13 protein-coding genes are annotated in these 13,796 nt (G+C 65.6%); 8 read left to right on the top strand and 5 right to left on the bottom strand.

Translation table 11 applies throughout. From position 1 onward, the window contains the following. The first annotated feature begins 77 nt into the window (after positions 1-77). Positions 78-911: a mycofactocin-coupled SDR family oxidoreductase gene (locus tag AC5Y7D_RS10890; protein ID WP_499923895.1), complete on the top strand. Its 834-nt coding sequence runs from the start codon at positions 78-80 to the stop codon at positions 909-911. Here AC5Y7D_RS10890 and AC5Y7D_RS10895 read toward each other — a convergent pair. The 3 genes from AC5Y7D_RS10895 to AC5Y7D_RS10905 are packed head-to-tail and all read right to left on the bottom strand — an operon-like array spanning position 876 to position 4,088. Beyond that, positions 876-3,047 (bottom strand): hypothetical protein, encoded by a 2,172-nt coding sequence (locus AC5Y7D_RS10895; protein WP_499923812.1) that lies wholly within the window; start codon positions 3,045-3,047, stop codon positions 876-878. The genes AC5Y7D_RS10890 and AC5Y7D_RS10895 overlap by 36 nt on opposite strands. A gap of 59 nt (positions 3,048-3,106) precedes the next feature. Further along, entirely contained in the window at positions 3,107-3,658 is a 552-nt protein-coding gene (locus AC5Y7D_RS10900) for a TetR family transcriptional regulator (RefSeq protein ID WP_499923814.1), read from the bottom strand. Further along, on the bottom strand, positions 3,642-4,088 hold the full coding sequence (locus AC5Y7D_RS10905) for an SRPBCC family protein (RefSeq protein WP_499923816.1): 447 nt from the start codon (positions 4,086-4,088) through the stop codon (positions 3,642-3,644). Before AC5Y7D_RS10905 ends, AC5Y7D_RS10900 begins: the two co-directional genes overlap by 17 nt. A 142-nt stretch (positions 4,089-4,230) precedes the next feature. On the opposite strand from AC5Y7D_RS10905, the gene AC5Y7D_RS10910 reads away from it, so the two are divergent. From AC5Y7D_RS10910 to AC5Y7D_RS10930, 5 genes are all read left to right on the top strand, one after another. Continuing rightward, a complete protein-coding gene (locus AC5Y7D_RS10910) occupies positions 4,231-4,860 on the top strand; it encodes a hypothetical protein (protein ID WP_499923818.1) in 630 nt (209 codons plus the stop codon). A gap of 73 nt (positions 4,861-4,933) precedes the next feature. Continuing rightward, entirely contained in the window at positions 4,934-6,001 is a 1,068-nt protein-coding gene (locus AC5Y7D_RS10915; protein WP_499923821.1) for a DUF2855 family protein, read from the top strand. A 7-nt stretch (positions 6,002-6,008) separates the two neighbouring features. Continuing rightward, positions 6,009-6,380 (top strand): DUF4345 domain-containing protein, encoded by a 372-nt coding sequence (locus tag AC5Y7D_RS10920; RefSeq protein WP_499923823.1) that lies wholly within the window; start codon positions 6,009-6,011, stop codon positions 6,378-6,380. Positions 6,381-6,451: 71 nt separating this feature from the next. Beyond that, on the top strand, positions 6,452-7,309 hold the full coding sequence (locus tag AC5Y7D_RS10925) for a VOC family protein (RefSeq protein ID WP_499923826.1): 858 nt from the start codon (positions 6,452-6,454) through the stop codon (positions 7,307-7,309). Continuing rightward, entirely contained in the window at positions 7,306-7,998 is a 693-nt protein-coding gene (locus AC5Y7D_RS10930; RefSeq protein WP_499923827.1) for a M15 family metallopeptidase, read from the top strand. Before AC5Y7D_RS10925 ends, AC5Y7D_RS10930 begins: the two co-directional genes overlap by 4 nt. Positions 7,999-8,002: 4 nt before the next feature. Here AC5Y7D_RS10930 and AC5Y7D_RS10935 read toward each other — a convergent pair whose 3' ends face one another. After that, positions 8,003-9,514, bottom strand: a complete 1,512-nt coding sequence (locus tag AC5Y7D_RS10935; protein ID WP_499923829.1) for a serine hydrolase domain-containing protein — start codon at positions 9,512-9,514, stop codon at positions 8,003-8,005. An 82-nt stretch (positions 9,515-9,596) separates the two neighbouring features. Here AC5Y7D_RS10935 and AC5Y7D_RS10940 point away from each other — a divergent pair, with 82 nt between their 5' ends. Then, positions 9,597-10,460 carry a phytanoyl-CoA dioxygenase family protein gene (locus AC5Y7D_RS10940; RefSeq protein ID WP_499923831.1) on the top strand — a complete coding sequence of 288 codons (864 nt, stop codon included), beginning with the start codon at positions 9,597-9,599 and terminating at the stop codon, positions 10,458-10,460. A gap of 8 nt (positions 10,461-10,468) precedes the next feature. On the opposite strand, the gene lipY is transcribed toward AC5Y7D_RS10940, so the two are convergent. Beyond that, positions 10,469-11,848: a triacylglycerol lipase LipY gene (gene lipY, locus AC5Y7D_RS10945; RefSeq protein WP_499923832.1), complete on the bottom strand. Its 1,380-nt coding sequence runs from the start codon at positions 11,846-11,848 to the stop codon at positions 10,469-10,471. A gap of 206 nt (positions 11,849-12,054) precedes the next feature. Here lipY and AC5Y7D_RS10950 point away from each other — a divergent pair, with 206 nt between their 5' ends. Next, the gene (locus tag AC5Y7D_RS10950; protein ID WP_499923833.1) at positions 12,055-13,773 is read left to right on the top strand and encodes a PE family protein; all 1,719 of its coding nucleotides are present in this window, start codon (positions 12,055-12,057) and stop codon (positions 13,771-13,773) included. Positions 13,774-13,796 lie beyond the last annotated feature (23 nt).

Below are 13,796 nucleotides of genomic sequence, written 5' to 3' on the forward strand. Positions count from 1 at the left end.
CCTGGCGCGGGCATACTCAACACCACAAGGATTGATCGCGAATTCAGACCCAGGGAAAGGTCGCGATGGCAGGCAATATGGTCGGCAGGGTCGCTGACAAGGTCGCTTTGATCACCGGAGCGGCACGTGGCCAGGGTCGCGAACACGCGATCCGACTCGCCGAGGAGGGCGCCGACATCATCGCGGTCGACGTGTGTGAAGACATCGACGGCGTCGCCTATCCGGGCGCGACCGAAACCGACCTCGCCGATACCGCGGACCTGGTCGAGAAGTCGGGGGGCCGCATCGTCACAGCCATAGCCGATGTGCGGGACGTGGCGGGTCTGCGCACTGCGGTGGCCCAAGGTGTGGACGCGTTGGGGCCGCTCGACATCGTGGTGGCGAACGCGGGCATCAGCGGCTCTCCCGCCCCGGCGGCGCTGATCGAGGAATCCGCGTGGCAGACGATGCTCGACATCAACCTGACCGGCGTGTGGCACACCGTCAAAGTGGCACTGCCGCACATGACCAACGGTGGCGGATCGATCATTCTGGTCAGCTCGATGTTGGGAATTCGCGGCGGCGGTTACATGGCCCACTATGCCTCGGCCAAACACGCCGTGGTCGGCTTGATGAACTCGCTGGCCAATGAACTTGCACCGCAATGGATTCGGGTGAACTCCATTCATCCGGGCAACATCCTGACGCCGATGATCGACAACGATTGGTTCCGCCGCACCTTGCGGCCGGACCTGGCCGAACCCACCATGGCCGACGCCGGGGCGGTAATCGGGCATTTCCATATGCTGCCCAAGCCGGTGATCGAAGCGCGCGCGGTCAGCAACGCGGTGCTCTTCCTCGCCTCCGACGAGGCGCAGTACATCACCGGGGCGGCATTACCTGTCGACGCGGGCGCCGTCGCGAAGTTCTGACTGCTCGTCGTCGCTCGCGCCGTCGGCCAAGCAGCGCGGAAGCCGGCGCAGCCTGTCGCGGTCGCCCTCCACACACAGGTAGGGCTTTCCGTCCGCTGCCGTGCCGACACCGACTGGGAGTTCGTTGGCCCCGGGGCTGTCGGGCTGCACCAGGAGTTCCAACTCTCCGGAGCCGACGTAGATCAATGCGTCGTCGTTGGACAGCTTCCACGGCAGCCCGTCGGTGGGCCATTGGCCGCCGACAATCCGAACACCTTGATGCTCAGCGCCTTCGGACTCCTCGGCCTGCAGGCAACTCACCCACAGCTTGCCGGGCAGGGGACGGAAGTACACGGCGAGGCGCTGGCGGTTGAGATCGACGTCGACCGGAATGCCGATCGGAGGCAGGGACGTCCCTTCGGGTTGGTCGTTCAGCGATTTCTTGACCTGACGGGACCCGATTCCGGTGCCGAACCAGTCGATCGTCAGCACCGTAGTGAGGTACTGAACGATCGCCAGGCTCAGCAGCCCGCCCGCGCCGGCAACCCCGACACCGGCGGCCCCCGCCGCGGCGGTCACGGGAAGCGCGACGAGACCGGCGACGGCCGCGGCGCCCGCGGCGGTGGCGACCTTGCCGGCCGCCGTGAGGCTGAAATCCGGATTCACCTCGGGCTCTGGGGGATTCTGCACCGGTCGTACCCCGACGGTCCGCGGCAGCTCGTCGAACAGCTCGCTGACCCGCTTGACTTCCGCCTCGTACTCCTCGCCGCTGAGCTCACCCGCGCGTTTCCGCTGTCCCGCCGACTGCAGTGCCTGTTCCAGGCTTTCGACGGTCTTGTAGTTGGCTCGCCGGGTCTCCTGCACCTTCGGGTCGCGCGGAATCTCGTCCAGCCGCATCTCGTAGGTGACCTTGAAGCTCGCCTTGAAATCGTAGAGCTTCGTCTCGGCGCTCACGGTGCCGTCGACCACCAGCCGGCCATCCTCGGTTCGCGGCAGGATGTCGGCGTCGAGGGCGTCGAGGCTGCGCTCTTCACCCCCGATGTCGATGGTCCTGGGACCCCGCAACAGACACGGTACATCCGGATCGAAGTCGCTTTCGTCGAGGTCGAAGGTGTTCATCACGGTGTCCCGCACCTGCCGCAGGACGCTCCATCCGGTGACCGCCAACCCCGTCTTCTCGCGGGGGTTTTCCGCAAGTATGGACGCGGGCAGCTGCTCACCGGCGGGCAGCTCACGCAGCGTCTGGAGTTGAACGACCATCGCCTCGTGTGTGGTCTCGCCGACCTGGAAGCGGTGCACGACGGCGTCGAGAGCTTTGACCGTGCTGTCGTCGCGGGCCGCCGGGTCGACGTCCAGCGGAGCCGGCAACAGGCTCTGGATGCCGTCGTCCCCCATGTCGGCAAGCTGTGGGCGGACTGCGTCGGCGATCTGCGTGGCGAGCGAGTCGAGCACTCTGGTTCTCGCATCGTCGTCGGAGATGCCGGGGTGTTGCAGTTTTTCCATGCCCACCAGCAATTGGCCCGCGATGCTGTGGGTTATCCAATACGCCTCGGCGTAATCCAGCTCCCAGCTGATCCGCGGGTCTTGTCCGGTGAACACGGTGGTGCCGTCGGCGCGGCGTTCGACGTTCGGCCCGAACAGCCTGGCCGCGCACTGGCCGGAGAGCGCATCGGCCACCAGCACCGGAGCGTCTTGAGCGGTGAAGTTCAGCGCGATGGTCTGCTTGCCCGGCTCGGTCTGGTGCGGTTCGAGCTGGTCGTGGATGGTCAGGCGCCCGAACAGCGGGATCTCGTTGTAGGGGATCTCCCGCGACTCCCCCGCCCGCGGGCCGTCCGGGACGGTGATCGTCGCCGGGGGAAGCTCGACCAACGGGATGCAACTCACCGAATCGATGACGATTCTCGAATCGAAGATCATCAGGTCGATCGCGAAATGCCTTAGCGGATAGCGTCTTTCGCCACCAGCTTCTTCTTGCCAAGCTCGCTGGTGGGAGTCGGTGATGAACCAGACCCGGTCCAGGGTGAGATCGAGAGTGGCGGTCGCGGAGTAACCGGTGCCCTCCACAGACTCGGTGTACGTCTCACCGCTGAACATCTCGGCCGTCTGGTCCTGGACGCGTTCACGATGGATTTCGATGATCGTGTCAGGGCGGTCCATGTCCGATGCTGTACCCACAAAGGGACCGCGGTGAACCCAACGAGAAAGCCACGGCACCCCTAGTTGCGTCCCTCATGCCGTAGGAGATCGACGAAGGCTTGCGCCGCCGTGTTCACCCCGGCGTCGTCGTCGGTGCCCGCCAGGTCGAGCAACAACCCGCGGGTGACCGCGAGACCCAGTCGTATCAGTGCCGGGTCGTCTGCCGGACCGGCCACCTTCGCCGCCTCGGCCAGCCAGGCGTCGACGGCACCCGGCACCATGCGGGCGAACGGCTCCTCGCCTTGGGCGCCGCGGGCATAGCACTCGAAGAACAGGCGCTCGAAAGGCCGCAACTCCGGTCGGCACAGGGTGGCCCACATCGAAGCGAACCCGTCGGCCGACCCGGTAGGCAACTCAGCCAGCACCGCCATCTGTCGCAGCTCCACCTCCTCGACGATTGCCAGCAACATCTCATCTCGAGAGGTGAAGTGGTGCAACAACATCCGGTGGCTAGTGCCCACCGCGGCCGCCACCTCGCGCAACGGGCGGTCCCCGATGCCGGCGCCAGCGAACTCTTCGATCAAGGCATCGAGAAGCTGCCCGCGCCGCCTGACGTCAGGAGTGCGGGCCAAGCGAAAGCCGCACTTGCTCGCTGCGGGCCTTGAGGCCTTGGGCTTCCATCTCCAGGTAGCGACGCGTGGTGCGGAGCATGAGTCGGCCGATGAGCGCACCTACCGGACCTTGTTGGTCGAGTCGCTGTCGCACCAGCGTCCGGTCATTGGCGACCGGCGTAAGCGAGTGCACAGCCGCGGTGCTGCCGCCGGGAGAACGCTGCACCCAGGTCCACGACACCCCCGGCACGAGATCGGTGACTTTCCAGACGAGCGTCGGCAGCTTGGGTTGCTTGATCTGAAACCGCTTGCCGACGGCGAGGCCGGGCCCGTCGAGCGCAACCAGGCGGGTTACCGAGGCGGTCCACTCGGGCCAGCGTTCGACGTCGGCGAACACCTCCCACACCAGGGCGGCCGGTGCGTCGATCTCGATGCCACTTTCAGTAATCATGTACCAGATGGTACATGATTACTAGAGTCGAGCGCACGCGATCGACCGGAAAGCCGGCCATGGACATCTGCGGCCCCACCGACTGAAATGGGATCGACCCCGTCTGCCCCCGGTGAGTAGAGGAGCTGAGAACATGCCGACTATGCAGTCTCCAGGAGTCGAACGCACAGCGCAACGGCTGCCGACACAGGCCCCTGCCACGGCACACCACCACCACTGGGAATGGCATCATCGCGGGGCGGTCGTGGTCGCGGCGATGCTGGCAATCGCCCTGTACGCCAACACATACCGAGCATCGGTGACACTGACCACTGCCGGCGCCATCGACTTGGGGCAGGGGATCTCCGTCACGCCCGCGCCCGGCTGGAGTGTCCGAGACCAGGGGCCCGGCTGGGTGGCGCTGCGCAACACCTTCGCCACCGCGGAGATGGAGATCAAGATCAAACCCGCCGACGGCACCGACGCCGCAGCCATCTTGCAGGCCGATATCGATCAGTTGAGCAACGTGTCGACAACCGGTTTGACCAACGTCCGAGACCTGAGTGTCCCCACTTCGAAACCTCTGCAGAGCGCGCACTTTCAGCGGGAAGCCGCAATCGACTACAGCGCGGACGGGACATCGGCGATGGGCTCGATCCCGGTCGTGGGCACGTTCGTCGAGCTGCTGAACACTTCGACGCACCAGTCCGCCTTCATCGTGTTCGCACAGAACGGCGACTCGACCAGCCGGGCTGACAGCCAGGGCACAATGATGGTCGACTCGATGTTGTGACAACGCCGGCGCCACCGAGTGCGCTCAGCCGGGCATGCTTTCGACAAGCCGGACGGGCCCCTAGGCTTCGGCCATGGACTTCGAGTTGCTCCGCAGAGACCTCCACCAGACCCGCTTCCTCTCCGCCGACGCGCCGGCACCTGCAGACGGCGAGGCTGTGCTGCGTGTCGAGTCCTTCGGGCTGACGTCGAACAACATCACCTACGCCGTCTTCGGCGACGCGATGCGGTACTGGGATTTCTTCCCCGCATCGGACCCGGACTGGGGAAAGCTGAACGTCTGGGGGTACGCCCACGTCGAGGAATCGCGACACCCCGATCTGGCGGAGGGCATGCGCGTCTACGGCTACCTGCCGTGCGCAAGTCACCTACTGGTCGTCCCGGACCGCATCAATGACAAGGGATTCATCGACGCCGCGCCACATCGGCAGCAGCTGCCCTCGGCTTACCAGGGCTACCGCGACGTCACGACCGATCCGGTGTATGCGGCCGACCGGGAGGCCGCGCACATCCTGTTCTTTCCGCTCTTCTTCACCTCGTTCCTGATCGACGACTTCGTCGCCGACGAAGGATTCTTCGGCGCCGACACCATCGTGATCTCCAGCGCCTCTTCGAAGACCGCGATCATCGCCGCCTACCTGCTCGCCAAGCGCGACGGCATCGAAGTGGTGGGGCTGACGTCCGGGGGCAATCGCGAATTTGTCGAGGGGTTGCACACCTACGACTCAGTTGAGCTGTACGACAACGTCTCTCAATTGCCGGGCGACCGTGCCGTATACATCGACATTTCCGGCGACGCCGCGGTCCGCGCAGACGTCCACGCCCACTACGGTGATCGCCTGGCCCACAGCGCGGCGGTCGGCATGACGCACTGGACCCGGATGGGGCAGGACAGCCAAGAGCTTGCCGGTCCCAGGCCCGTGTTCTTCTTCGCCCCGGACCGCATCAAGAAGCGCGGAGCCGACTGGGGCACCGCGCAACTCGACCAGAACGTCGCCGAGTCATGGGCGCCATTCGCCGAGTGGGCATCGAAATGGCTTCGCGTCGAACGAATCTCAAGCCAGGACGAGATCCAGCGGGCCTACCTCGAGCTACTCGACGGCAGGGTCGATCCCACGGCCGGCACCATCGTCGATTTGTGAGGCTCCATTGACCGTCGCCGTGATCGCGTTAGCCGCGATGTTCTTCCTTGCCATGGGCGTCTACGCGTTGGCCGCTCCGGGCCGGATGATCCAGGTGTTCGCAATCACGTTGCCCGAGCGTGAGTCCCGCTCAGAAGTGCGGGCCGTATACGGCGGATTCGGTCTGGCAATCGCAGGCGTGCTGGCGTTTGCGGCGGTCAGCGCAGGCCCGATGCGAACGGGAATCGTCATCACCGTTGGATTGGCACTGGCCGGCATGGCGTTCGGTCGCATCGTATCGGCCGTCGTCGATGGCTTGACCCCGTTCTATCCCAACTGGTTCTACTTCATCGTTGAAGCGGTAGTCGCCGGAGCACTGCTGCTGTCCGCCCAGGGGTGACTGGATCTGCTAGCGGCGGCCTAACTGCGACCCAAACAGATCGCCGACAGGCGATCAGGCATGCTGAGTTCGTGTTCGACGCGCTCGACCACGTCATAGTCGCCGTGCGCGACCTCAGCGACGCCACGCGCCGCTACGCCACGCTGCTGTCCCGGAGCCCGTCCTGGCGCGGCGAACATCCGGGCTGGGGCACGGCCAACGCGCTGTTCAAACTCGAAAACACCTATCTCGAGCTGATTGCGCCACACGGAGAGGGGACTCTTGGCCGCGCGGTCACCGCGCAGCTGAACCTACGAGGCGACGGACCGATCGGGCTCGCGTTCGCCGCAGCTGATCTCGACGCCGCGCGCGCCCGGCTCGTCGCCAACGGCCTTGAGCCGCCTCCTGTCTCGCCGGCACAGGGCCGCGACACCGAGACGGGAATGGTCCGGCACTGGCGCAGCATGCTACTACCGCAAACCCACACCCGCGGCGTGCTGATCATCGCGATCGAGCACGAATCCCCGGCGCACCTTCCCGAGGCGGGTCCTGTCGGGCCGGCAGATGGTGTGGTCACCGGGATCGACCACGCGGTCGTGCAGACGTCCGACGCCGATGCGGCGATCGCCCTGTACCGCGACGGGCTCGGCCTGCGTCTCGCGCTTGACCGCAGCTTCCCCGACTGGGGTATGCGGTTGGCCTTTCTGCGGGTGGGTCACGTGACGGTGGAGATCGCTCAGCCGCTGCGCGAGCCGCAATTGCCGGCGCACACCGATCAGCTGTGGGGACTTTCCTGGCGCGTTCCGAATGCCGACGTGGCGCGAGCGCGGCTCGCCGACGCAGGGCTCGACGTCTCCGAGGTTCGGCCCGGGCGCAAGCCCGGCACACGGGTGATCAGCGTGAAAGACGGCACCTGCGGTGTACCGACGCTGTTGCTCGAGCCGACGTGACGCCATCCGGGCGACTCCTTACCGTGCTGGCCACGCTTGCCGTGCTGGTGCAGTGCTCCCCCGCGCCGCCGCCGCATCCGGCTGCGCCGCCCGCCGTCCCACCGTCGTCGTCGGCGGCGACTACAGCGCCTGCGGCTGCGATCGTGCAGCCGGTCACTGTCGCCGAACTCGATACGACCTGGCAGCCGGGCTGCCCCGTTGCGGCAGAGCAGCTGCGGCGGGTCGATATCGGATACCTGGGTTTCGACGGCCGGCCCCACCGCGGGCAGCTGATCGTGCACGAAGACCTGGTCGCGGAGGTCATCGAGATCTTCGAGCAACTCTTCCGGCTGGGCTATCGGGTCGACAAAATGCATACCGTCGAGCGCTACCCGGGCGCCGATGACGAGCTGTCCATGGAGGACAACAACACTTCGGGATTCAACTGCCGACTCGTGCCGGGGACCGACGACTGGTCACCGCACGCGTACGGTCGGGCCATCGACCTCAACCCGCTCGTCAACCCGTGCCTGTACGCCAGCGGCCTGGTCGAACCATACAATGCGGCAGCCTATCTGGACCGCAGTCGCACCGACCCCGGGCTTCTGCACAGCGGCGACCCGGCGGTACGTGCCTTCACAGACCGTGGCTGGCGGTGGGGCGGCGACTGGCGGACGCCCATTGACTACCAGCACTTCGAGCTGCCGTGACCCATCACAGGCCCAGGGCCCATGCTGCCGCAGTCGCAACCTCGCCTCGCAGATTCGACATCGGCGGACTGCCCCGCGTGTGAATCGAATTGGAGAGCAGCACAACGAAGGTGTCAGACCCAGGGTCGATCCACAGCGACGTTCCGGTGAAGCCGGTGTGGCCGAAGCTGCCGATGGGAAAGACCGCGCCGCGCGGTGTGGACTGGCCCGTGTCGATGTCCCAGCCGAAGCCGCGCAGGTTCTGTCCCGCAATGGCCGGATAGCGCGGAGCGAGCAGCGGATGTGCGGTATTCGGCCGCTGGGCAACGGCCCTTCGGGCGGCGTCGTTGGCCGTGTCGACCTGCTGGGCCGCGTGACCGGGCTGCTGCGGCGACGTCATAAGCTGCAAAGTCGTTGTTGCCAAAGGAAATTCGCTCGGACGGCCGGCCAGCCGGTCAAGCAGCGCCTGGGCGAAGATGCTGACGTCGTGGGCGGTGGAGAACACTCCGGCATGGCCGGCCACGCCACCCATCCGCCGTGCGGTCGTGTCATGCACGGTGCCGCGAAGCAGGTGATCGATGTCGGGGTTCTTGCCCGGATCGGCTCTGCCCTCTTCGTCGCGTGCAGTCGGTGCGATGCGCGGTAGCAGACCTGTGCTCCAGGTAGCCGCGGGACAGGCCGGCGGCGACTGCCCCGACCCGGGAGCCCAGGCAACCGCGGATCCATACGTGGCGTGCGGACCGCACGCTCGGGCCGGAGGCAGGAACCGGGTGTCACCCATGCCCAGCGGCGCGAATACGTGTTGCTGCGCATAGACGTCGAGGGGCTCGCCGGTGACTTGTTCGACCAGGACACCCAGCACGATGAAGTTGATGTCGGAGTAGCGAAAACCCTCGCCCGGTACGGACTGCAGCGGTGTGGTGAGTGCACGGTGCACGCCTTCCGCTTTGTCGGGTCGGCTCAGTCCCCAGGGGTCTTTGAGTTCGACGTCGCCCGGTTCGCCTGACGTGTGGGTGAGCAACATCCGGACCGTCACCGTGGCACGTCGGGGATCATTCGCCGGGTTGAAGTCCGGCAGATACCGCTGCACGGGGTCGTCGAAGGCGACTCTGCCCTGTTCGTGCAGCTGCATGACGGCAGTCGCGGTGGCCAGGCTTTTCGTCAGCGACGCCAGGTCGAAGATCGTGTCCTCGGTCATCGGCTCGGCGGGTGCGGGCAACCCGTCCAGGCCGGGTTCACCGGCATTCTTGCGTGAGCCGTACGCGTGGTGGAACGCGATCGTGCCGCCGTGGCCGATCTCGACCACAGCTCCGGGTAGCTCGTTCGCGGCGATCGCATCGTTGATCAGCTTGGAGACGGGGGCAAAAGCCGGTGCGTCAGCCGTTTCGGGCAGCTCAGGGGGTGCAGCTTCGACGCGGACGGCGGCCTGCGTGGGCTGTCCCGGGCCGCTCGCCGCGGGTTGAGCCGTGGGGCCGTGGGAGCACGCGGGGACGGCCGCCAGCAACAATGTTGCGAGTGCGATGGCGATTTGCTTCACGTGATTCCCCGTGTTCACGGTTAAGAGCTGAGCGATTTCAGCTTAGTGTGGTCAGAGGTACTAGCCGAAGGACACGGACCGCATGAACACCGACGAAGAGTCCGTCACGACGCTCGAAGACCTGCGGGGCGATCTGGCGCAGCGGTACAAGTGGACGCCCAGCGGTGGCGGCTCGGTCGACAGCGCGGTGGTCGAGGCCGACATGGCAGCGCTGGCCCGCGACGGTTACGTCATCTGGGAGAACCTGCTCAGCTCCGACCAATGCCGAGAGATCCGCGAGGTGGTGCGCCCGTGGCTGGGCCATACCGGGCGCAACTCCTTCGAGGGCCGGCGCACGCAGCGCATCTACAGCGTGCTGTCCAGGACGCGGGTGTGCGACCGGCTCGTCGACCACCCGCGCGTGCTCGCGGTGCTGGATCGCCTGCTGATGCCCAACTACCTGCTTTCGGCATTGCAGGCCATCAACATTCAGCCCGGAGAGGCGGCGCAGCTGGCTCACCATGACGACGGGTTCTATCCGGTTCCGCGGCCGCGGGATCCGCTGGCGGCGGCGACGATCTGGGCCATCGACGACTTCACCGCGGACAACGGCGCCACCGTCGTGATTCCCGGAAGCCACCGCTGGGGCAACCGTCCTCCGGGCCCCGACGACGACGCGGTCCCTGTCGTGATGCCCGCCGGCTCGTGCGTCTTCTTCGTGGGCACGCTGTGGCACGGCGGCGGCGCCAACACCAGTGCGGCCGACCGATTGGCCGTGACCGCCCAGTACTGCCAACCGTGGTTGCGGCCGATGGAGGCGTTCACTCTTTCGGTGTCGCGCGACATCGCAAGGACGGTCTCCGACGACATCCGCCGGATGCTCGGCTACAGCATCCACCCACCGTTCGTCGGCGCGGTGGACGGCCTGCACCCGTTGCGGCTGTTGGGCATCGAGCAAGACCGCTAGCCCGCGGCTCAGGCCGCGATTCCGAGTTCACGGTTGATCTGCGGCCAGTACCGAGGGCCGTCGAGGGTAAGGATTATCCAGTCGTGGATCTGGCCGTTGGCCAGGATGAAGCTGATCGGGGCGTTGACGGCTCTGGCTGCGTCCTGCAGACGGAACACGTCCGGTGACAATATGTCCAGGTTGCCCGAGTAGACATACGTCTGCGGGAGGCCGTTCATCGACCCGTACAGCGGACTCACCAGCGGGTTGGTGACGGAGAGATTGCCCGCCCAGGCCCGACCGATTTGCTGGGCGGGACCTACCGGGAGCAGCGGATCGGCAACGAATGCGATGTTCGGGTTGGTCATCGACACGTCCAGCCATGGCGACACCAGAACCATCGACCCGGGTTGATTCAAACCCTGGCCAGTTATGTACTGAGCAGCCGCCAGCGCAAGGTTGCCGCCCGCGGAGTCGCCGATCACGCTGACGTTGGCCGGTCCGTGCAGGCCTACCTGCTCGGAGATGAGGTTGGCCATCGCCGGTACCACGAGGCCGGCGGTACCTCCCTCTTGCAGCAACGGGTAAATGGGCACCTGAACCGTTGCGCCGGTCTGGTAGGACATCACCGAGTAATGGATCCAGTGCAGGAATGACGGCGGAAAGATGAACCCACCGCCGTGAATGGCGACGACGTATTCACCCGTCGGGTTAGCCGGCGTGATCTGTACGACGCTCATTCCATTGGAGGTGTTGTATTGGACCGTTTGGCCGAGCAGCAAATTGAGGAATGGCGGCGGCGAGTTACCGATAAACCATGACAGCGGTGGGACGTCACTGGCGATCAGCGACAGGATGGGTGACCCCGTCATCGACAGTTGCGGCTCCAGCCCGGACAAACTCAACAGGGGCTTCACCGGGTATAGCGCGGCCTCTTCCAGCCTGGTTATCAGCGACGGCGACCCGGTGAAAGTGCCGTCCACGATCGCCGGGAAGGGCGGAGCGGCCGGCGCCCCGAAGATGCCCGTGACAACCTCTTGGGCCAGCCGGTTGAATCCGTCGACGAAAGCCGCGGGGGCTTGCTGAATTTCCAGCGCGACGAACTCGAGTGAATCCAGCAGTACCCCGTTGGCGCCCTCGGCGGCGGCATACGCGCCACCGGCGCCGCTCAGTGCCTGCACGAACCCTTCGTGAAAGAACGCTACCTGTGCGCTGATTGCCTGATAGCTCTGGCCGTGGGCCGTGAACAGCGCCGCGATCCCGGCAGACACCTCGTCCTGCGCGGCGGCCAGCAATCCCGTCGTGGCGCCGGCCATGCTGTTATTTGCTGTCGCGACCGCGGAGCCAATCGAAACCACATCCGTTGCCGCGGCGGCCATCACCTCTGGTAGCGCAAGAACAGACGACATCGCGCCGCTAACACCCCCTCCGGGCACCCCCACGCTGCCCAGCCAGTACCAATAGCCGAATAGCGGGAGCTTATGCCCACGGCGGGCGATCGGCCAGCAGTTTGCGCGAATTGTTCCGACCTATCAACGCGGACCCACCCCCAAACACTTAGGTGGTGAATGCAGGTGATGCCAGTACGCTTTTCAGCACCTAGGAAGGACCGGCGATGACCCATTTACTCGCCACACCGCAGTTGGTAACCGCAGCGGCTGCGCAAGTCGCCGATATCGGCATGGCGTTGAACCAGGCTGACATGGCAGCGGCAGGTCTGACGACCGGCGTGACGGTGGCCGCCGCCGATGAGGTTTCCGAGGCAATCGCAACCTTGTTCAACGGCTACGCCGAGGGCTATCAGATGCTCAGTCGGCAAGCGGCTGCGTTTCACGATGCATTCGTGCGGACCCTGACCGCCGCGAGCACCGCCTACGCGCAGACCGAGGCGGTTGTCTCGCGGGCGCTCGCCGGGCTTGCCGCGCCGCTCATGGCCGGCGCTGAAGGTGCGGCGACAACGGCGAATGCGCTGCTGGCCGACCCCCCGCCGGTTGCCGTCGATGCTGCCCTGATCCTGAGTGAGAGCGGTGTGCCGACCCCTCCGGCAAACTACATCCAAGACGTCTACACCAAATATGTCGCGCCGCATTTTCCGTCCGCGACCGCACCGCAGGGTTTGTCCACCCCGAACGGGTTGTATCCGTTCACGGGAATCAAAGACTTGACCGTCGACATCTCCGTTGCCCGGGGCGTGACGATCCTCAACGACGCAATCGTGGGCCAGCTCGCCGCGCTTGACCCCGGAAGTTCGATTGCCGTATTGGGCTACTCCCAGAGCGCCGTGGTGTCCTCCCTGGTGATGCCGAAGCTGCTGGCCGGGGGCATCTCCAGTTCGCAGGTCAATTTCGTATTGCTGGGCAACCCCATGAACCCCAATGGCGGTGTACTCGCGCGCTTCCCGGGGCTCAGCCTGCCGAGCCTGGGCTTCACGTTCTACGGCGCAACGCCGGACAACCTGTATCCCACCGTCAGTTACACCCTGGAATACGACGGCTTCGCCGATTTTCCGCGGTATCCGCTCAATCTGCTTGCCGATCTCAATGCCATCATGGGCATTCCCTTTGTGCACGGCGACTATCAGCAGCTCACGCAGGCCCAGATCGATGCGGCCATTCAACTTCCCACCGACGGGACCACCCAGAGCACCTACTACATCATTCCCACCGAGAACTTGCCGTTGCTCGAGCCGCTCCGCCTGATCCCGTACGTCGGCAATCCGCTCGCCGAACTGCTGGAACCGAACGCGCGGGTGCTGGTGAACTTGGGCTACGGCGATCCGGCATATGGATATTCCACCGGCCCCGCCAACGTGCCCACAGCATTTGGATTGTTCCCCCCGGTCAGTCCGATCACGGTGTTCGACCATCTGGCCGCCGGTACCCAACAAGGAATTGTCGCGGCCGCCGCGGAATTCCAGGCCCAGGGGCCACCGCCGCTACCCACCTCGCTGCCGCTCGAATCGCTTTCACCACCGGCACCGCTGACATTCCCTGCAGGGACAATCGAAGACATCATTCTGGCCGTGCAGGCGGCCAATACCTCTCTCGTCGGCGGTTTCGTCAAAGGCTTCTCGACCGCGTACGCGACACTGCTGCCCACCGCGGATATAGCATCCGAGCTCGTCTTCACCCTTCCGAGTTACGATCTCAATCTCTTCCTGGACGGAATGATCCAGGTGGTCAATGGCCAGCCGGTCGAAGGACTACTCAACGCGATCGGATATCCACTCGCCGCGAACGTCGGCCTGATCACCCTCGCGGGCGGTTTCCAGCTGATCGTCATCACGTATGCACTGGACACGATCCTCACCGGGACACCGCACCCGCTACCCTGACTGCTGGCATGGACCTTCCCCCA

This window comes from Mycobacterium sp. NGS49 (assembly GCF_059812565.1).